Raw genomic sequence first — 19,787 nt, forward strand, 5'->3', positions numbered from 1 at the left:
CTGCGTTTTCATATATTTGCCTGTTAGACAATAAATACATTTATTAGAATAAATTATATGAGCGAAGAAATCAAGAAGAACAATTATTCAGCAGATAGTATTCAGGCATTAGAAGGAATGGAGCACGTAAGAATGCGTCCATCGATGTATATTGGAGATGTAGGGGTTCGAGGACTGCATCATTTAGTTTATGAGGTTGTTGATAACTCTATTGATGAGGCCATGGGAGGACATTGTGACGCTATTAGTGTTGCGATAAACGAAGATGGTTCTGTTACAGTTGAAGATAACGGACGTGGTATTCCAGTTGATTTACATAAAAAAGAAGGTGTTTCTGCACTTGAAGTTGTAATGACTAAAATTGGTGCCGGAGGTAAATTCGATAAAGATTCATATAAAGTTTCCGGAGGTTTGCACGGTGTAGGGGTTTCTGTAGTAAATGCCCTTTCGGTTCATATGAAATCTACCGTATTTAGAGAAGGTAAGATTTATGAGCAAGAGTATGAAAGAGGAAAAGCTTTATATCCGGTAAAACAAATTGGAGAAACAGAAAAAAGAGGTACGCGTCAGACTTTCTTTCCTGATGATACTATTTTTCAACAAACTACTGAGTTTTCATACGATACGCTTTCAGCTCGTATGCGTGAACTTTCGTTCTTAAACAAAGGAATTACGATCACATTTACGGATAAGAGAGAAGTTGATGATAAAGGTGAATTTAGAAGTGAAGTTTTCCATTCAGATGAAGGGCTTAAAGAATATATTCGTTATTTAGATGGTAACCGTGAGCCAATCGTTTCTCATGTTATCAGTATGGATAATGATAAAGGTGAAATTCCGGTTGAGGTTGCCTTAATTTATAATACAAGTTATACAGAGAATATTTTTTCTTATGTAAATAATATCAACACTCACGAAGGAGGAACGCATTTACAAGGTTTTAGAAGTGGTTTGACAAGAACGCTTAAAAAATATGCTGATGCTTCAGGTTTATTAGATAAATTAAAATTCGAAATTGCCGGAGATGACTTCCGTGAAGGATTAACAGCTATTATTTCGGTAAAAGTTTCTGAGCCTCAGTTTGAAGGGCAAACGAAAACTAAACTTGGAAACAGGGAGGTGGTATCTCCGGTTTCTCAGGCTGTTGGAGAAATGTTGGAGAATTATTTGGAAGAAAATCCAAATGATGCGAAATTGATTATCCAAAAAGTAATTTTAGCAGCGCAAGCACGTCACGCAGCGAAAAAAGCACGTGAAATGGTACAGCGTAAAACCGTTATGGGCGGCGGCGGATTGCCTGGTAAATTATCTGACTGTTCAGAACAAGATCCAGCAAGATGTGAGGTTTACCTTGTCGAGGGAGATTCGGCTGGTGGAACAGCTAAACAAGGACGTGATCGTAACTTTCAGGCGATTCTGCCATTACGTGGTAAAATCCTGAACGTGGAGAAAGCGATGCATCATAAAGTATTCGAAAATGAAGAGATTAGAAATATTTTTACGGCTTTAGGAGTAACGGTTGGAACTGCTGAGGATAGTAAGGCATTAAATCTGGAAAAACTTAGATATCACAAGGTAATCATCATGTGTGATGCCGATGTCGATGGTAGTCACATTTCTACCTTAATATTAACATTCTTCTTCCGTTTCATGAAAGAACTTATCGAAGAAGGTCACGTATACATTGCGGCACCACCTTTGTACTTGGTTAAAAAAGGACAAAAGAAAGAATATGCTTGGAATGATGTACAGCGTGATCAGGCTAACGAAAGAATGGGTGGAAGTGCAGCTATTCAGCGTTATAAAGGTCTTGGAGAGATGAACGCGGAGCAATTATGGGAAACCACAATGGATCCAAATTTCAGAACTTTGCGTCAGGTAAATATTGATAGTTTGGCAGAAGCTGACCAAGTTTTCTCTATGTTAATGGGTGATGAAGTACCGCCTCGTAGAGAGTTTATCGAGAAAAATGCAGTTTATGCAAATATTGATGCATAAAATGAAAAATTAATAATTTCAATTCGTTTAATTGTTTAAATTTACTAGACAATTAAACGAATTGCCTTTTTAAAGAATAGGCATATTAATAACCGATAAAGTATAAAATATGAAAGTTACCATTGTAGGAGCAGGAAATGTTGGAGCTACATGTGCAGATGTTATTTCTTATAGAGGAATTGCAAGCGAAGTAGTATTGTTGGATATTAAAGAAGGTTTTGCAGAAGGAAAAGCACTGGATATTACACAGTGTGCTACAAATACTGGTTTTAATACCAAAGTATCAGGTGTAACCAACGATTATTCTAAAACTGCAGGAAGCGATGTAGTTGTAATTACATCAGGTATTCCAAGAAAGCCCGGAATGACAAGAGAAGAATTAATAGGTATAAACGCAGGAATTGTAAAGGCAGTTGCTGAAAATGTACTAAAGTATTCGCCAAACACCATAATTGTTGTAGTGTCGAATCCGATGGATACAATGACGTATTTAGCACTGAAAGCAACTGGTCTTCCAAAAAACAGAATTATTGGAATGGGAGGCGCGTTAGATAGTTCTCGTTTTAGAACGTATCTTTCTCTTGCTTTAGATAAACCTGCAAATGATATTTCGGCAATGGTAATTGGAGGTCATGGTGATACGACTATGATACCATTAACACGTCTGGCATCGTATAACGGAATTCCGGTTACGGAGTTCTTGTCTGAAGAGGTGCTTCAAAAAGTGGCGGCTGATACAATGGTAGGAGGAGCTACTTTGACGGGTTTGCTTGGAACTTCAGCCTGGTATGCGCCAGGAGCTTCTGTAGCTTATTTAGTGGATAGTATTTTAAATGATCAAAAGAAAATGATTGCCTGTTCTGTTTTTGTAGAAGGAGAATATGGTCAAAATGATATTTGTATCGGAGTGCCATGTATAATTGGTAAAAATGGAGTAGAGGAAATTTTAGATATTAACTTAAATGAACACGAAAAGGCTTTATTTGCGAAAAGTGCAGATGCAGTTCGTAGCATGAATGAGGCTTTAAAAACGATTTTAGTGTAATAAAAAACGAAATAAAAGAAAAAGGCTGCACTTTTGCAGCTTTTTTTTTGAGATTAATTAATAAATTAATTGGTTAATATTTTCGTTAATTATATATTTGCTCGGTTTAAAAAAAAATTGGTAATTCGTGATCTCGTATTTTTGTTTTAAAAAATCATGTCAGGGCTTATTTTATGGGACTTTAAAACAAAAACAAAAATAAAACATAATTAATTTTTAGTAATAATGCAGAATAAAGGACTTATTAAATTTTTCGCAATTCTATTTGCATTGGTAAGTATTTACCAACTATCATTCACTTTTGTGGCAAATGGCGTCAAAAGTGAAGCCAAAGCTTTTGCAGGAGACAATCCAGATAAAGAGCTGAAATATTTAGATTCTATTGGTAAAGAAAAAGTATTAAATCTTGGTTTTACTGATTTCACTTATAATGAAGTGAAAAACAAACAGCTTAATAAAGGTCTTGACTTAGAAGGAGGAATCAACGTAATTCTTCAAATTTCTATTAAAGATGTATTAAAAGGTTTGGCTAATAATTCTAAAAATCCAGTTTTTAATAAATCATTAGCTGATGCATCTGCAAATTTAGAAGGAAACAAAACATATTTAAATAAGTTCTTCGAAGCTTTTGAAGCAAATTCAAAAGGAAGTGTGAAATTGGCATCGCCAGATATTTTCGCTAACAGAAGTCTTCAGGGAGACGGAGGAGTGGATTTTCAAATGTCAGATGCTCAGGTTCAAAAAGTAATCAAAAGAAAAGTTGATGAGTCTGTAGAAAGTGCTTTTAAAGTATTAAGAGAGCGTATCGATAAATTTGGTGTTACTCAGCCAAACATCCAGAAATTAGGAGAAACAGGAAGAATCTTAGTAGAGCTTCCAGGGGCTAAGGATGTAGACAGAATTAAAAAATTATTAGGTGGAAAAGCTCAATTAGAGTTCTGGGAAACTTATAAAATTGAAGAAATCGGAAATTTCTTAGTTGCTGCTAACGAAGCATTAAAGAAAACAGAAGTTAAGAAAGTAGAAACTAAAACTGTTGCTAAAGACTCATTGAATGCTTTATTGACAGATGATGCTAAAGATTCTACTGCTGCTAAAAAAGGAAACAATCCTTTATTTGATAAAATTATTGGTAATGGTGGTGGACCGGTTTTGGGTTATTTTGCACCAAAAGATACAGCAGCAATCAATGCTTATTTTAAAAGACCAGAAATTAGAGTTTTATTGGCAGCTGATCAGCATTATGCAAAATTTGTTTGGAGTAAGCCAACTACTATAAAAGATCAAAAAGCAAAAGATTTAGCAAGTGCTAAAGATATTGAAGTTGTTGAATTATATGCTTTAAAAGGAAACAGAGACAATAATCCTGCAATGAGCGGTGGTGTTGTAACTGACGCAAAAGATACTTTTGATCAAATGGGTAAACCTGCAGTTTCTATGCAGATGAACAGCCAGGGTGCTAAAGTTTGGGAAGAATTAACAGGAAGAGCATTTGCTCAAAAAAGTTATATTGCTATTGTTCTTGATGACATCGTATATTCTGCTCCTGGTGTTACAAGTGGTCCTATTGCGGGAGGAAGATCTGAGATTACAGGTTCTTTTGATGTTGCTGAAACTAAAGATTTAGCTAACGTATTAAATGCAGGTAAGTTGCCAGCTTCTGCAGATATTATTCAGTCAACTGTTGTTGGGCCATCTTTAGGTCAGGCAGCTATTGATGCAGGTACAATTTCTTCTGTATTAGGGTTCTTATTGGTTTGTGTTTGGATGGTATTCTATTATGGTAAAGCTGGTTGGTATGCAAACCTTGCTTTATTATTAAACTTACTATTCTTGTTCGGAATTATGGCAAGTTTTGGTTTCGTATTAACGTTACCAGGTATTGCGGGTATCGTATTAACATTAGGTACTGCAGTAGATGCTAATATTATTATTTACGAAAGAGCAAAAGAGGAATTACGTGAAGGAAAATCTCTTTCTGATGCAGTTCAGGCTTCTTACGGATGGCATGGAGCAATGCGTTCTATTATTGATGCTAACGTTACTCACGTTTTAACTGGAGCAATCTTGTTTATCTTTGGTACAGGTCCAATCAAAGGTTTTGCTTTAACGTTATTAATCGGTATTGTAACTTCATTGTTTACGTCAATCTTTATCGCTAGAATCTTCATTGATAGAAATATCATTGGAAAAGCAGATTTAACGTTCTCTACAAACATTACTAAAAATTGGTTTACTAATTTCCACTTTGACTTTATTAAAGTTAAAAAATTCACTTATATCTTCTCTTCTATTGTAACGGTAGTAAGTTTAGTATCTATTTTCTTTGTAAATGGATTAGATGAAGGTGTTGATTTTGTAGGAGGTAGAACTTTCCAGGTTAAATTTGAAAAAGCGGTAGATGCTACTGCAGTTTCAGATGAATTATCTGCTGCTTTCGGTACGCCGGTTGAAGCTAAAATTTTAGGTGATGATGATCAGTTGAAAATCACTACTAAATATAAAATCAAAGAAGATGGTGTAGCTATTGACGAAGAAGTGAATCAAAAATTATACGCTGCTTTGCAGAAATATTTCCCAAATACTTCGTATGATAAATTCATTAACTCTTACAACGGTAAAACGGTAGGAGTATTACAAGCTTCTAAAGTTGGTGCTTCAATCTCTGAGGATATTAAAACAAACTCATACTGGGCAGTTCTTGGAGCAATGGCAGTTATTTTCTTATACTTAATGGTATCTTTCCGTAAATGGCAATATTCATTAGGTGCGATTGCAGCTGTTGCGCACGATGTTGTTTTTGTATTAGGAGTTTATTCATTATGCTATAAATTTATGCCTTTCCACATGGAAATGGATCAGCACTTTATCGCTGCAATCTTGACTGTAATTGGTTACTCAATGAATGATACAGTAATTGTATTTGACAGGGTGAGAGAATTTATCATCGGAAACCGTAAAGGAAGTTTTGAAGATATCGTAAACGCTTCTATTAATACTACATTATCAAGAACTTTGAATACTTCATTAATGATGATTATTGTATTGTTAACAATGTTTATCTTCGGAGGAGAATCTATCAGAGGATTTATCTTCGCGATGTTAATCGGTATTATTGTAGGTACTTATTCTTCATTATTTATCGCAACTCCTGTATTGGTTGATACGATTTCAAGTGATGAGAAACATACAATTGAAGACAAGCATAATAAGGTTTCATAATTAAAAAATCTTGTTTTTAAATAATAGAAAGATCCAGTGAAAGCTGGATCTTTTTTTTATGTTTGTAATTACCTTCAAAAATGATATATGATTCAAAAACAGATATTCTTCATTGCTTTATTGTTTGCTGCAGTGCAGCTTAAAGCACAGCAGATAAACAGTAATTATAGAATAGGTCTTAGTTATGGCTTTGGAAGCGAATTTAATAATCGAAACTATACATTTACAAATCATTATTATAAAGTACAATTGTATTATAAGATTAAAGAATCTGAAAATTTTCAATATGAAATTTTAGTACAGCCTGAAGTTAATTTTGGAAAACATCAGTTGCTGAATTTATATTTCGTAAAACCAGAAACTCTGGATTTTGAACAGAAACGTATTGAGTACATGCAATTGAAAAATGTGCATGAATATGCTCTTAATTTTGGGTTTCTTGTTAAGAAGCCAATAGGGAGGTTGTTTTCTTGCTATGCATTGGGAAGTGTGGGGCCAATGATAACGGATACAGAAACAGAACGAATGTCTAAGGGTTTTGCTTTCGCTGATGTTCTTGCAGTTGGGTTTACGGTTGATTATGATAAATTGCAGTTTGATATTCGTCAAAGTTTACGGCATGTTTCAAATGCAGGCTTAGGAAGCTCAAATGCGGGCTATAATACAAGAAATATCGAGTTTGGTGTTTCTTATCAGCTATAAAAGAAAATGCCCAATATCGACTGATATTGGGCATTTTTTATTTTTATGAATTATAATTTTATGATTCAGCAAGCGGATTTCTCTGTGCTCTAATGATAAAAAATAATCCGATGATGATAAATGGAATGCTTAACCATTGTCCTGTAGAGAAATAACCTAAATTTTCTTCGATACCGCCTTGGCTTTGTTTTACGAATTCGACAATAAAGCGCACGACGAATAAAAGAACTAAAAATAATCCGAATAAATAACCTGATTTAAGTCTGGTATTTGTTTTCCAGTATAAGAAATATAAAATAGCAAACACAAAAATATAAGAGAATGCTTCATACAATTGTGCAGGATGTCTCGCTGGAACTTCTGCTAATAAATTTGCAAATTTTGGATTAGTAGCAATGGCATTATAAGCCTCTTTTGGATCTGCAATTCCAGTTTTTTGTACAGCTTCATTTTTGCTGAAGGCATCATGTAAAAAACGAATCCCGAATGAAGATGTTGTTTCGTTACCAATGATTTCTGAATTGAAAAAATTTCCTAAACGCACAAAAATAGCACCGCTTGCAACTGGAATAACAATACGATCTAGAATCCATAAAAGTGGACGTTTTAAGATCTTTTTGCTGTAATAATACATGGCGACAATAATAGAAATCGCTGCACCATGACTTGCTAATCCCTGAAAGCCTGTGAATTCAAATTTTGGTTCAAATCGAAATGGAAGGAAGATTTCTAATAAATGATTTCTAAAATATTCCCAATCGTAAAAGAAAACATGCCCTAAACGCGCTCCGATTAAAGTTGCCAGAACGGTCCATACAAATAAAGAATCCAGTTTTTCCAGTGATTCATTTTCTCTTTGAAAAATCTTTTTCATTAAAAACCATCCTAAAAGAAAAGCAATTACAAACATTAAGCTGTAATAGCGAATCATAAAAAATCCCAGATTGATTCCTTCTGAAGGATTCCAAACAAAATTTAAGGCGTGTGTCATGTAAAGTGTTTTATATATTGTAAAAATAAATATTTAATGTAAAGTACCGTTTTATAAAAGGTTAATGTTTATGACTGCATTTCTTTTCGGGTACCGGATCATAACCGCTTCTTCCCCAGGGATGACAGCTTAAAATGCGTTTCATTCCCAGAAACCCTCCATAAAATAATCCGTGGGTTTGTAGTGCCTGAATCATATAAGTAGAACAAGTCGGTTCAAATCTGCAAGATGCCGGAGTAAACGGAGAAATTGCTGTCTGATAAAAACGAACCAGTATTACAAAAGGATATATTAGAATTTTGGATAGCTTCATTAAATAGTTGTTTGATTTTTCAAACTCTTTATTTGTTGTTTAGAAATGAATTCTGTTAGATCCAAAACTTTATTTTCTTATTGAATGCTAAACGATGTTCCTTCTTTTCCGTCTTTTAGTTGTATTCCTAAAGCAATTAACTGGTCTCTAATTTGATCTGAAAGAGCAAAGTTTTTATCTGCTCTTGCCTGATTTCTCATTCCGATAAGCATATTAACTACGCCTTCCAGTTTATCATTGTCTCCATCGGCGTTTTTCTCGTCAATAAGGCCTAAAACATCAAATACGAATGCGTTTACTGCTGTTTGAAAATCAGCTAAATCAGTTGCTGAAATTGTTTCTTTACCATCTTTTAATAAATTGATATAACGAACGGCTTCAAACAATTGAGCAATTAAAATAGGCGTGTTAAAGTCATCGTTCATCGCATCGTAGCAAAGTTGTTTCCATGCTGCGAAATCAATCGAACTAGTATTTCCTGCTGTAACATTTGGTAAGGCATCAACAGCTTCCATTAATCTTTTGTATCCTTTTTCGGCAGCAACAATAGCATCATCAGAAAAGTCTAAAATACTTCTGTAATGTGCCTGTAGCATAAAGAAACGTGTTACAGATGCTGAAAATGGTTTGCTTAGAATATTATTATCACCGCTAAGAATTTCGCCTGGAAGAATATTATTTCCAGTTGATTTAGCCATTTTCTTTCCGTTTAAAGTCAGCATATTGGCGTGCATCCAGTAATTTACCGGAGCCTGACCGGTGCAAGCTTCATTTTGTGCAATTTCACATTCGTGGTGAGGGAATTTTAAATCCATACCACCTCCATGAATATCAAAATGATTTCCAAGATATTTAGTGCTCATCGCAGTACATTCCAAGTGCCAGCCAGGGAAGCCATCGCTCCAAGGCGAAGGCCATCTCATAATATGTTCTGGTTCTGCCTTTTTCCAAAGTGCAAAATCCTGCGGATTTCTTTTGTCCGACTGTCCGTCAAGATCACGAGTATTCGCCAGCATATCGTCAATGTTTCGACCGCTTAGAATACCGTAATTATTGGTTTCGTTATATTTTACAACATCAAAATAAACAGATCCGTTGGCAACATATCCAATGCCTTTGTCAATTATTTTTTTGATGATTTCAATCTGTTCAATAATATGTCCAGTAGCAGTTGGTTCAATACTTGGATGTAAAAAGTTGAAAGCTTTTAGAATATTATGAAAGTCTACAGTATAACGTTGTACTACTTCCATTGGTTCTAACTGCTCCAAACGTGCTTTCTTAGCGATTTTATCTTCACCTTCATCTACATCATCTACAATATGACCTACATCGGTAATATTACGAACATAGCGAACTTTATAATCCAAATGAAGAAAATATCTGAAGATTACGTCAAAAGACATAAAAGTTCTTACGTTTCCTAAGTGAACATTACTATATACGGTAGGTCCACAAACATACATTCCAACATTTCCATCATGGATGGGTTTGAAATCTTCTTTTTCACCAGATAGTGAATTGTATATTTTTAAGGGTTGACTGCTATATAGTGGCATATTTTTAACTTAATATTTGTTGTTTATTGTTTGTTGTTTTTGGTTGAAGATGTTATTTAAACTTTAATCCTTTGATTTCACAATTATTAAGATAGTTCATCATTGCTCCAATTTTGTTTTTTACTATTTCAACCCTTTCATTTAATTTTAAATGCTGTTCTTCAGAAATCAGTTTTTTGTCAAAAGCTCTATAAGATTGTGATTTTACCTCGCCGGCAGAACCTTTCGCAATACTTAAAAAATTGATGAATTCTCTATTTCCATTTCGCTCAAACCCCTCAGCAATATTATCCATAACTGAACCTGAACTTCTGTCAATTTGATCTTTAAGAGAATAGTTTGTTTTTAAGTTTGTATTTTGAATTAAAAATTCGATTTGCTGGCAGATTTCTCGCGCAAATCTCCAAATTTCTAGATCTTCAAATTTCTCTATTTTCGCCATCAGAACAATAAACTATTAACTATAAACAATAAACTTTTTTAAAACTGTGTTTCTAGTTTAATGTAATCAAGAAATTCTCTTTTTGTTTGAGGGTCTTTAAATTTTCCTCCAAATTCAGAGGTTACGGTACTGCTTTCGATATCTTTAATTCCACGTGAATTTACACAAAGGTGTTTTGCATCGATAACGCAGGCAACATCTTCTGTTCCTAAAGCTTTTTGAAGTTCCTGAACAATCTGCATGGTTAAACGCTCTTGTACCTGAGGTCTTTTTGCATAATATTCAACAATACGGTTCATTTTGGATAAACCAATAACTCTTCCGCTTGAAATGTAAGCGACGTGAGCACGCCCAATGATTGGTAATAAGTGGTGTTCGCAGGTAGAATAAACCGTAATGTTTTTTTCTACTAACATTTCACCATATTTGTAATTGTTGTCAAAAGTAGAAGCTTTTGGTTGTTTTGCAGGGTTTAAACCTCCAAAGATCTCTTTTACAAACATTTTAGCAACTCGGTTTGGAGTTCCTTTAATACTGTCATCTGTCAAATCCATTCCAAGAGTTTGCAGAATGTTTTCAACATCTTTTTTTATTTTTTCTATTTTTTCTTCGTCAGTGATATCAAAAGCATCTGCTCTTAAAGGGTTTTTTGCATTACTGCTGAAGTGACTGTCACCAATTTCGTCTAAAAAATCTTCGTTATTTATCATTAAAAACTACTATTATAATGGGTATATCTTTTTAAGGCGGTAAAGATAATTAATAAATGGGAAACCTTTTCTATGGTTTTTACGATTTAATTGTTCCTTTTTGGATATAATTTAAAATTGATTCCAAAAACAAAAGACAATAACGAAAATGGTTATTGTCTTTTGAAAGTTATGTTTGAATATTTTTATCTATTATTATAAACCAATAAAGCTTCTTTTAAGATGTTTACGGCTGTAATTAAATCTTGTTTGTTTAAAACATAAGCAATACGAACCTGATTTAGTCCCATTCCTGGTGTTGAATAAAAACCTTTTGCCGGGGCAATCATTACTGTTTCACCGTTTAAATTATAACTTTCCAAAAGCCACTGCGCAAAATCATCAGAGTTTTCTATTGGCAATTCTGCAATACAATAAAAGGCACCTTTTGGTTTCGTTACAATAACGCCATCAATTTTATTTAATTCGGCAATCAAAGTGTTGCGGCGTTCTTTGTATTCTGCAATAACTTCGTCAAAATAACTTTGAGGAGTGTCTATTGCAGCTTCACAGGCAATTTGTTCAATGGTTGGCGGACTTAAACGCGCCTGAGCAAATTTCATTACTGTTGCTAAAACCTCTTTGTTTTTAGTAACCAAACAGCCAATTCTTGCTCCGCACATGCTGTAACGCTTAGAAACAGAATCTACCATAATCACGTTTTGCTGTACATCTTCCAGATTCATTACAGAAAAATGAACATCATCGCCATCGTATAAAAATTCACGATATACTTCATCAGCAATTAAGTATAAGTCATGCTTTTTGATTAAGCTTGCCAGTTGTTTAATTTCTGTTTCAGAATATAAATATCCAGTCGGATTTCCAGGGTTGCAAATCAGAATGGCTTTTGTTTTTGGTGTAATTAGTTTTTCAACTTCTTCAATACTTGGCAATGCAAAAGCAGTTTCGATAGTAGAAACTAACGGAACAACAGTTGCACTAGTTGAAGATGCAAATGCGTGATAATTAGCGTAAAAAGGCTCAGGGATAATGATTTCATCTCCCGGGTCTGTTATTGTGGCCAGCGCAAATAGTAAGGCTTCAGAGCCACCAGTTGTTACAATGATGTCTTCTGTGTTAACGTTTACATTTTGGCGCTGGTAAAATTGTGCTAATTTTTTTCTATAGCTTTCATATCCGGCAGACGGACTGTATTCTATAAGAGTCAAATCAATATTTTTTACCGCCTCGATGGCCACTTCCGGTGTCTTGATATCCGGTTGACCAATGTTTAAGTGATACACTTTGTGTCCTTTTTTCTTTGCTAAATCTGCAAAAGGAGCCAGCTTGCGTATCGGGGATTCAGGCATGTTTCTGCCTTTGTGTGAAATTGTTGGCATGAGTATAAATTATTGAAGTGCAAATTTGCATTTTTTTTTCCAATTTAACGTAAACAATACGGGTACTTATAAAAATGTAACAATAATAAATATATTTAGTAATTTTATAATAAAATATTGTCAATGAAAAAATATATAGTATTGTTTTTTGGGTTATTCTTACCTTTTATGCTTTTTGGACAAGGCGATTTTTTATTAGAGAACAATGCAACAAAGGCTATAGTGCCATTTAAATTCATCAATAATCTTATTTTTATTCCTATAAAAGTAAACGGAATAGAACTTAATTTTCTTCTGGATTCGGGTGTTGAAGAGACTATTTTATTTAGTATGGAGGATAAGCAGGAAGTGAGTTTTAACAATGTTGAAAAAATTAAACTGCGAGGCTTAGGAAGCGAAGAGGAAATTGAAGGCCTGAAGTCAACCAAAAATATTCTGGAAACACACGGACTAAAATCGAATGACCATATGGTTTTTATTATTTTAGATCAGAGTTTTAATTTATCCTCTCACATAGGTATTCCTGTTAATGGAATTATCGGCCATAAATTCTTTAAAAACTATCTCGTTGAAATTAATTATCAAAAAAAAAGAATTGTAATTCATGCCAAGAATGCTAAATTTCAGCAAAAACTGGACAGGAAATTTAGAAGGGTTCCCATAACCATTGAAAGATCAAAACCTTACTTAGTAACTACTGCTACAGTTAAGAATGTGCAAATTCCCGCAAAACTGCTTATTGATATAGGAAATAGCGATGCCTTTTGGATTTTTGAAAATAATAAAATAAAACTTCCGGATAAAAATTTCCCCGATTTTTTAGGTAAAGGATTTAGTGGTGATATTGAAGGACACCGGGCTAAAATTGATAAATTTTCTATCGATGAATTTGATTTTAAGAAACCCATTGTTTCATTTCCGGATTCCGCTTCTGTTCGAAACGTTAAGATGGTTCCGGGACGTATTGGTTCAGTTGGAGGAGAAGTTCTTAAACGGTTTACTTTGGTTCTTAATTACAAAGACAAAGAACTGTATTTAAAGAAAAATAACAGATTTTCTGAACCTTTTACTTACAATAAAAGCGGAATTACCGTTCAACATAACGGATTGCAATGGGTTCAGGAAACAGTACATTTAGAAACAGTGCAGGTCGCATCTTCAATTGATGAGATACAGGAGAGAGAGAGGAATAATAATAATTTTAAATATAAGTTTGCCCTTAAACCGGTATATGAAATTGTCAATGTACGCAAAAACTCAGCTGCAGAAAAATGTGGTTTGCGTAAAGGGGATATTATTGTAAGTATAAATAGAATTCAACCTTATAAGTACAGTTTACAACAAATTAATAATCTCTTAAAATCAGAAGAAGACATTTGGATAAACTTAGAAGTAGAACGAAACAGTTTAGTATTGAAATTCAGATTTAAATTAGAAGATGAACTTTAGGAACAATCCTGTTGTGGAAATACTTAATGGAATCAAAATCAGTTTTTAAGATGTTTTTTTAGAAAAATTATTCCTTTTTGTGAAAAAACATTTGTTAAAACTAGTTTTTTGCCTGGATATTTTATTATGTTTAACAAAAATTTAATCCATGGGGAAAAACTACATTAATTTCTTACAATTTGTAATAATTTTTATTTTTTTAACCTTCTTTTCTGAAAAACTTAGTGCACAATGTGCCGGAATTGATTCGCAAAAAGTGATTTGTGATATAGAAAATCCGGTTTATCAGTCACTATCCTTATTTTCATTGTTAGATGGTTCGCCAGTGCCGGGCGGAACCTGGTCTGATAATAACAATTTAAGAGGTCTTGATCCTTCAACAGGAATTTTGAATGCTCAGCTTATTAGTTCAGGCGGTACCTATAAATATACTTATACTGCTCCTGATACCACAGGATGTAGTAATAACACAGCTGTCGTCACACTTACAATAGGTGCCTATGCGGGAGTTGGATCACAGGCTACGATCTGTAGTGATTTAGGTACTTATAATCTTTTTAACGCATTTGACAGCAAGGTAATGGGGCCGCACTCCAATGGAATTTGGACTAATGCAGCGGGGCAGGAAATAAGATCTCCTATTTCTGTGGGAAATATTGAACAAAAAACAACATATCAATTCACATATACGGTACCGGTAGTACCTGAATGTCCTTCAACTCCACTTTCGTCGACTATATTTGTTACTGTTTTAAGAGCTCCCAGACCAGGAACGCCTTCAAACTTGACTCTATGCGGTACAACAGATTTGTCAGGTTATACGAATTATGATCTAAATGAACTATTAACCGGAGAAGACAGTGGTGGTTCATGGATTGGTCCTGGTATAACTTCAGGTTCTGATCATAATGTGAATCTTCAGGAAATTTTTGATACTATGGGGGCTAATGAATATCACTATTCTTATACTGTATTGGCAATTCCTGATAATAATATCTGTCAAAACAAAACCTCTGAAGTAACCATTACTTTAGAAAAGAGACTTGATTTTACCGGAGCTAAAATTACAGTAGAAAAAGATATATGTGAATCTGAGATTGAAACAGCTACATATAGGGCAAAAATCACACAAGGTCCTGATTTTATTCCTAATGGAGAATATGATGTTTCATTTACCGTTTCCGGACCTTCATCAGTATCACAAACGATTACTGGAAATTTTAGAAATGGGGTATTAGATTTTTCAATCCGCCCTTCTTATTTTAGACAAGTAGGAAAATTTACGATAACGGTCACCAAAATTGTCTCCAATTCAAGTAAAAAATCCTGTACAGATATTTTCAGTCCATTTGCAACAGATTTGAATATTTATCCTCTTCCAAAATTAGATGGAGCTGTACTAACAGCGAATCCTGTTTGTCAAAATGATACAGCTTCAGTTCAGATAGATGCACCTCAATTGCTTGACGGAAAGTATAGTATCACTTATAATTTGTATGGTGATAATTTAGCTATGGCTGAAACTGCAATTGTAAATACGATAGGAGGTAAAGGTACTTTTGAAATTCCGGGAATTTTAAATGCAAGAAGCGGATTGTCTGTAATTAATATCCTTAGTATTGTCAACATTACAAATCCTGCCCCACAATGCAGTAACTCGGCAAATGTAATAGGAAATTTAATTATAAATCCTTTGCCTAATGTAAATGCAGTAAAGATAACAGTGAATGACAATTGCTTAAATGAACGATTTACTGCCAGAATTTCGGGATTAGGAAATCTTACAAATGTTACATTTGCTTATACTATTTCGGGAGCTAATTCATCTACTTTACAAACCGTTTCTTTATCAGTGCTAAATGGAAATACCAGTTTTCCAATTCCTTTATCTCTTTTGGTTAACTCCGGTTCAACCACAATTTCAGGAGTTAGTCTGACCAATAATGTTACAGGATGTCAAAGTGTACTCCAGAATGTTTCACATGATTTTTTAGTGAATCCAATTCCTATTGCTCCAACTGTAAATCCCCTTTCATTTTGTAAAGTAGAGGAAGCGACAGTAGCTAATTTAGTTCCAAATGGAAATCAATACAAATGGTATACTTCTCCAACAGCAACAACACCGCTGGAGAATACTGTGCTTTTGCAAACCAGTACTTATTACGTAAAAGAAACTTCTGTTGCCGGTTGTACCTCAGAAGCTGCTGCGGTTGCAGTTACCATAAACGATTCACCAGTGCCGGTATTAAATTCAGAGGGACAAAATTTCTGTGGATTAAACAATCCGACTATTGCAGATTTATCCAATAATACGAATATACCTTCAACAGTAGTTTGGTATGATGCGCCTGATAACGGAAATTTACTATCAGTGACAACTCCTTTGACTGAACAAGGCCGATATTATGGATTTAATTTTCCCGATACAGATTGTTTTTCTTCAGCATATATAGAAGTTACGGTAACCTTAACAAACTGTGATAATGTGCCCAATAACTTTTTTGTACCCGATGGTTTTTCTCCAAACGGAGACGGAACAAACGATTCATTTGTAATAAAGGATATTGAATTTTTATACCCAAATTATACACTTGAAATTTATAACAGATACGGAAATGGTATGTATAAAGGAGATAAAAATAAACCCGCCTGGGACGGAATGAACTATGAAAAGAGCGGAATCGCCGGCGGAGTTGCACCAAACGGAGTTTATTTTTATGTGCTTCATTTTAATAAAGACAATAAACCGCCCCAGCAAGGCCGTCTTTATTTAAATCGATAATTCTCTTTTTATATTTTTAATATATTTTAAATGAAAAAAATACTACTCCTTATAAATTTCCTTTTTTATTTATCAGTTGCTGCTCAGCAAGATCCGGAATACACCCATTATATGTACAATATGAGTGTTGTTAATCCCGCTTATGCGACAGGTGTACCCGCAATGATGAATTTTGGAGGATTATACAGAACACAATGGGTTGGAGCATACGGTGCTCCAAAAACATTTACATTTTTTGGACACAGTGCCATTACAGATAAAATTGAAGCAGGAATTTCATTTATCTCAGATGATATTGGAGATGGTGTCAAAAAGGAAAACAATGTCTACGCTGATTTTGCCTATGTTTTAAAATTAAGCGGACAAAATAAGCTGTCACTTGGTTTAAAAGCCGGATTTTCTTCCATGCAGACCAATTTTAACGGATTTCGTTTTACAGATCCTCAAACTGATTTTGCTTTTTCTGAAAATATAAATGCTACGAAACCTAATATTGGAGTTGGGGCTTATTATTTTAGAGATAATCTTTATGTTGGATTGTCAGTTCCTAATTTGCTGAAATCGAAATACATTCAGGAAAAATCAGGAGTAAATGCTTTTGGTTCTGAGGAAATACATACATTTTTAACAGCAGGTTATGTTTTTCAGCTGAATGATATGTTGAAATTAAAACCGGCATTTATGTCCAAATTTGTAAAAGGTGCTCCGATAACTTTAGATGTTACGGCGAATGTTTTGTATAACGAAAAATTTGAATTTGGTGCAGCTTACAGAATTGACGATTCTGTAAGTGCCTTGTTTAATATCAATGTGACACCAACATTGAGAGTTGGTTATGCTTATGATTATACGCTTACCAACTTTGGGCAGTTTAATTCCGGCACACATGAAATCATGTTGTTATTTGATTTGGATTTGTTAGGAAAAGGATTTGATAAATCACCAAGATTCTTCTAAGATGAAAAATATGAAAAAACTACTCGTTATTATATTCGTATTTTCAATACAGTTTATAAATGCACAGGATCAGGAATTAGCCAGAGCAAAGAAATTCTTTGACAGAACATATTATCAGGAAGCAATTGTTCTGTATCAAAAATTGGCTGACGAAAGACCGTCACAGGAAGTCGTTAAAAATTTGGCCGATTCTTATTTTTACACCAATGATCTGATAAAAGCACAACGTTATTATCGACTTTTAGTAAAAAACTACAGTAATAATCTTGACAGGGAATATTATTTCAGATACGCGCAAACTTTAAAAGCTACTAATAGTTATGACGATGCAAATGCTGTCCTTAAAGAATATTACGTAAAATCATCAAATCCGGAAGATAGTACTGTTTTTGAAAAAGACCTTAAAACACTTGAAAATGTCAGTGCAATCGGAAAGCGTTTTGAAATTAAAAATCTGGCAATAAATACTCCTAATTCTGAATTTGGAGCAGTAAAATATAACAATAATTTAGTTTTTGCCGGAGTTAAACTGAAACCCAATTTATTTGATAAAAAATACAAATGGGATAATGAAACGTATTTAAATTTGGTGAAAATTCCATTAAAAAACCTTAACACAGCTGATTCTGTTGTTCAATATTTTGCGAAAGAATTAAAAACAGGAATGCACGAATCAAATGCTGTTTTTACAAAAGACGGCAAAACCATCTATTTTACCCGAAATAATTCTAAAAACGGACGAAAAAAGAAAGACGATAAAAAAATATCTAACCTTCAAATTTTTAAAGCAGAATTAGTAAACGGAAAATGGACAAATGTAACATCGCTTCCGTTCAATAGTCCAAACTATTCAACAGAACATCCTGCTTTAAGTGCAGACGAAAAAGTGTTGTATTTTGCTTCAGATATGCCGGGTTCATTTGGCTCTTTTGATATTTATTCTGTAAATATCAATAAAGGAGCTTTTGATACGCCAAAGAATCTTGGCTCGGAAATTAATACAAGTAAAAGAGAACAATTTCCTTTTGCTTCAGCAGATAATAAACTTTATTTTTCTTCAGACGGGCATTTAGGATATGGATCTTTGGACGTTTTTGTTTCTGAAATTAACGGAAACGAATATTCAAAACCAGTTAATATCGGACTACCGCTAAATTCAAATTCAGATGATTTTGCTTTTACGGTTGACGTTACTACTAAAGAAGGATTTTTTGCGTCAAATAGAGAAGGAGGAAAGGGAAGTGACGATATTTATCAATTTAAAGAAATCAAAGATTTAATTGTAGAAGATTGTAAACAGTTTATTGCCGGAACTATTACCGATGTGGATACTAAACTGGCTCTGGAAAATGCAACTGTAATTCTGCAGGATTCAGAGAATAAAACGTTGAGCACAATTACAACTTCTGTAGATGGAAAATTTAGTTTTACAGTAGCCTGCGAAGCTTCTTATAAGGTTGCTGCTTTTAAAGAAAAATATACAAATGAGTCAAAAATATTGGCTTTAGACAAAATAAGAGACAAAATAAACGACGGTTCTTTAGCACTAAAATCGTTAGAAGCAATCAAACAGGAAGAAAAGGAAAAGGCAGAAAAGAAAAGACAGCAGGAAATTATTATTGAAGAAGAAAACAAGAAAAAAGCAGAACTTGCTGCCATTGAATTAAAACAAAAAGAGAAAAAAGCCAAAGAAGCGGAAATTGCTGCTGCCGAGGTAAAAAAACAGGAAAAAGTAAAAGAAATTTTAGCGCAGGAAAAAGATGTTGTAAAAGACAAAGACCGCCTGATAATAAAAACGGATCCAATTTACTTTGACTATAACATGTGGTATATTCGTAAAGAATCAAAAGTAGTCTTAGGAAGAGTTGTCGATTTGATGAAGAAATATCCGGGAATGGTAATCGAAATTGGATCACATACAGATTCCAGAGGGAATGCTAAATTCAATGAAGATTTATCTCAGAAACGAGCCAATTCTACAAGGGAATTTATGATTCAGTCAGGAATAGAGGCTAAAAGAGTTACTGCAAAAGGATACGGAGAATCGGTTCCAATTGTAAAATGTAAAACGGATGAAGCTTGTTCTGAAGAAGATCATGAATTAAACAGAAGATCTGAATTTGTAATTAAAAATTTATAAAATAGTTTTTTAATACGTTACAATTAGCCTGAGAGTTTTAAAACTTCTCAGGCTTTATTTTTACAGAAAATTTTGCTAAAATCTTTTTGTTGATT

Annotated in this window: 14 protein-coding genes; 8 read left to right on the plus strand and 6 right to left on the minus strand. The window is 33.9% G+C overall.

The window, feature by feature from the left end; genetic code table 11:
• The first annotated feature begins 57 nt into the window (after positions 1–57).
• The 4 genes from gyrB to ACFS3A_RS01715 all read left to right on the plus strand — a co-directional run bounded on the left by gyrB (position 58) and on the right by ACFS3A_RS01715 (position 6,967).
• Complete coding sequence (gene gyrB, locus ACFS3A_RS01700) at positions 58–1,998, plus strand: DNA topoisomerase (ATP-hydrolyzing) subunit B (RefSeq protein ID WP_379823553.1); 1,941 nt, start codon at positions 58–60, stop codon at positions 1,996–1,998.
• 109 nt (positions 1,999–2,107) lie between these two features.
• Positions 2,108–3,043, plus strand: coding sequence for a malate dehydrogenase (mdh, locus tag ACFS3A_RS01705; protein WP_379823555.1), 936 nt, complete (start codon positions 2,108–2,110; stop codon positions 3,041–3,043).
• A 225-nt stretch (positions 3,044–3,268) separates the two neighbouring features.
• Positions 3,269–6,265 carry a protein translocase subunit SecDF gene (gene secDF, locus ACFS3A_RS01710; protein WP_379823557.1) on the plus strand — a complete coding sequence of 999 codons (2,997 nt, stop codon included), beginning with the start codon at positions 3,269–3,271 and terminating at the stop codon, positions 6,263–6,265.
• Positions 6,266–6,352: 87 nt separating this feature from the next.
• Complete coding sequence (locus ACFS3A_RS01715) at positions 6,353–6,967, plus strand: acyloxyacyl hydrolase (protein WP_379823559.1); 615 nt, start codon at positions 6,353–6,355, stop codon at positions 6,965–6,967.
• 58 nt (positions 6,968–7,025) lie between these two features.
• On the opposite strand, the gene lgt is transcribed toward ACFS3A_RS01715, so the two are convergent.
• From lgt to ACFS3A_RS01745, 6 genes are all read right to left on the minus strand, one after another.
• On the minus strand, positions 7,026–7,958 hold the full coding sequence (gene lgt / locus ACFS3A_RS01720; RefSeq protein WP_379823560.1) for a prolipoprotein diacylglyceryl transferase: 933 nt from the start codon (positions 7,956–7,958) through the stop codon (positions 7,026–7,028).
• Positions 7,959–8,019: 61 nt separating this feature from the next.
• Entirely contained in the window at positions 8,020–8,271 is a 252-nt protein-coding gene (gene yidD, locus ACFS3A_RS01725; protein WP_379823562.1) for a membrane protein insertion efficiency factor YidD, read from the minus strand.
• A 77-nt stretch (positions 8,272–8,348) separates the two neighbouring features.
• Complete coding sequence (gene cysS, locus ACFS3A_RS01730; RefSeq protein WP_379823563.1) at positions 8,349–9,830, minus strand: cysteine--tRNA ligase; 1,482 nt, start codon at positions 9,828–9,830, stop codon at positions 8,349–8,351.
• 52 nt (positions 9,831–9,882) lie between these two features.
• Complete coding sequence (locus ACFS3A_RS01735) at positions 9,883–10,272, minus strand: four helix bundle protein (RefSeq protein WP_379823565.1); 390 nt, start codon at positions 10,270–10,272, stop codon at positions 9,883–9,885.
• 38 nt (positions 10,273–10,310) lie between these two features.
• Positions 10,311–10,982, minus strand: coding sequence for a GTP cyclohydrolase I FolE (gene folE / locus ACFS3A_RS01740; protein ID WP_133525116.1), 672 nt, complete (start codon positions 10,980–10,982; stop codon positions 10,311–10,313).
• Positions 10,983–11,167: 185 nt separating this feature from the next.
• Entirely contained in the window at positions 11,168–12,364 is a 1,197-nt protein-coding gene (locus ACFS3A_RS01745; RefSeq protein WP_379823567.1) for a pyridoxal phosphate-dependent aminotransferase, read from the minus strand.
• A gap of 123 nt (positions 12,365–12,487) precedes the next feature.
• Here ACFS3A_RS01745 and ACFS3A_RS01750 point away from each other — a divergent pair, with 123 nt between their 5' ends.
• From ACFS3A_RS01750 to ACFS3A_RS01765, 4 genes are all read left to right on the plus strand, one after another.
• Positions 12,488–13,813: a PDZ domain-containing protein gene (locus ACFS3A_RS01750; protein WP_379823568.1), complete on the plus strand. Its 1,326-nt coding sequence runs from the start codon at positions 12,488–12,490 to the stop codon at positions 13,811–13,813.
• A gap of 148 nt (positions 13,814–13,961) precedes the next feature.
• Entirely contained in the window at positions 13,962–16,595 is a 2,634-nt protein-coding gene (locus ACFS3A_RS01755; RefSeq protein WP_379823569.1) for a gliding motility-associated C-terminal domain-containing protein, read from the plus strand.
• Positions 16,596–16,625: 30 nt separating this feature from the next.
• On the plus strand, positions 16,626–17,552 hold the full coding sequence (locus ACFS3A_RS01760) for a PorP/SprF family type IX secretion system membrane protein (RefSeq protein ID WP_379823571.1): 927 nt from the start codon (positions 16,626–16,628) through the stop codon (positions 17,550–17,552).
• Positions 17,553–17,562: 10 nt separating this feature from the next.
• Positions 17,563–19,692 carry an OmpA family protein gene (locus tag ACFS3A_RS01765; RefSeq protein WP_379823573.1) on the plus strand — a complete coding sequence of 710 codons (2,130 nt, stop codon included), beginning with the start codon at positions 17,563–17,565 and terminating at the stop codon, positions 19,690–19,692.
• Positions 19,693–19,787: the final 95 nt, after the last annotated feature.

It is taken from the genome of Flavobacterium notoginsengisoli (assembly GCF_042686225.1).
Taxonomy (GTDB): domain Bacteria; phylum Bacteroidota; class Bacteroidia; order Flavobacteriales; family Flavobacteriaceae; genus Flavobacterium; species Flavobacterium notoginsengisoli.

Excerpts from the sequence above, each read along its gene's own strand:
- gyrB (WP_379823553.1), top strand. The coding sequence starts at position 58 with ATGAGCGAAGAAATCAAGAAGAACAATTATTCAGCAGATAGTATTCAG.
- mdh (WP_379823555.1), top strand. The coding sequence starts at position 2,108 with ATGAAAGTTACCATTGTAGGAGCAGGAAATGTTGGAGCTACATGTGCA.
- secDF (WP_379823557.1), top strand. The coding sequence starts at position 3,269 with ATGCAGAATAAAGGACTTATTAAATTTTTCGCAATTCTATTTGCATTG.
- ACFS3A_RS01715 (WP_379823559.1), top strand. The coding sequence starts at position 6,353 with ATGATTCAAAAACAGATATTCTTCATTGCTTTATTGTTTGCTGCAGTG.
- lgt (WP_379823560.1), bottom strand. The coding sequence starts at position 7,958 with ATGACACACGCCTTAAATTTTGTTTGGAATCCTTCAGAAGGAATCAAT.
- yidD (WP_379823562.1), bottom strand. The coding sequence starts at position 8,271 with ATGAAGCTATCCAAAATTCTAATATATCCTTTTGTAATACTGGTTCGT.
- cysS (WP_379823563.1), bottom strand. The coding sequence starts at position 9,830 with ATGCCACTATATAGCAGTCAACCCTTAAAAATATACAATTCACTATCT.
- ACFS3A_RS01735 (WP_379823565.1), bottom strand. The coding sequence starts at position 10,272 with ATGGCGAAAATAGAGAAATTTGAAGATCTAGAAATTTGGAGATTTGCG.
- folE (WP_133525116.1), bottom strand. The coding sequence starts at position 10,982 with ATGATAAATAACGAAGATTTTTTAGACGAAATTGGTGACAGTCACTTC.
- ACFS3A_RS01745 (WP_379823567.1), bottom strand. The coding sequence starts at position 12,364 with ATGCCAACAATTTCACACAAAGGCAGAAACATGCCTGAATCCCCGATA.
- ACFS3A_RS01750 (WP_379823568.1), top strand. The coding sequence starts at position 12,488 with ATGAAAAAATATATAGTATTGTTTTTTGGGTTATTCTTACCTTTTATG.
- ACFS3A_RS01755 (WP_379823569.1), top strand. The coding sequence starts at position 13,962 with ATGGGGAAAAACTACATTAATTTCTTACAATTTGTAATAATTTTTATT.
- ACFS3A_RS01760 (WP_379823571.1), top strand. The coding sequence starts at position 16,626 with ATGAAAAAAATACTACTCCTTATAAATTTCCTTTTTTATTTATCAGTT.
- ACFS3A_RS01765 (WP_379823573.1), top strand. The coding sequence starts at position 17,563 with ATGAAAAAACTACTCGTTATTATATTCGTATTTTCAATACAGTTTATA.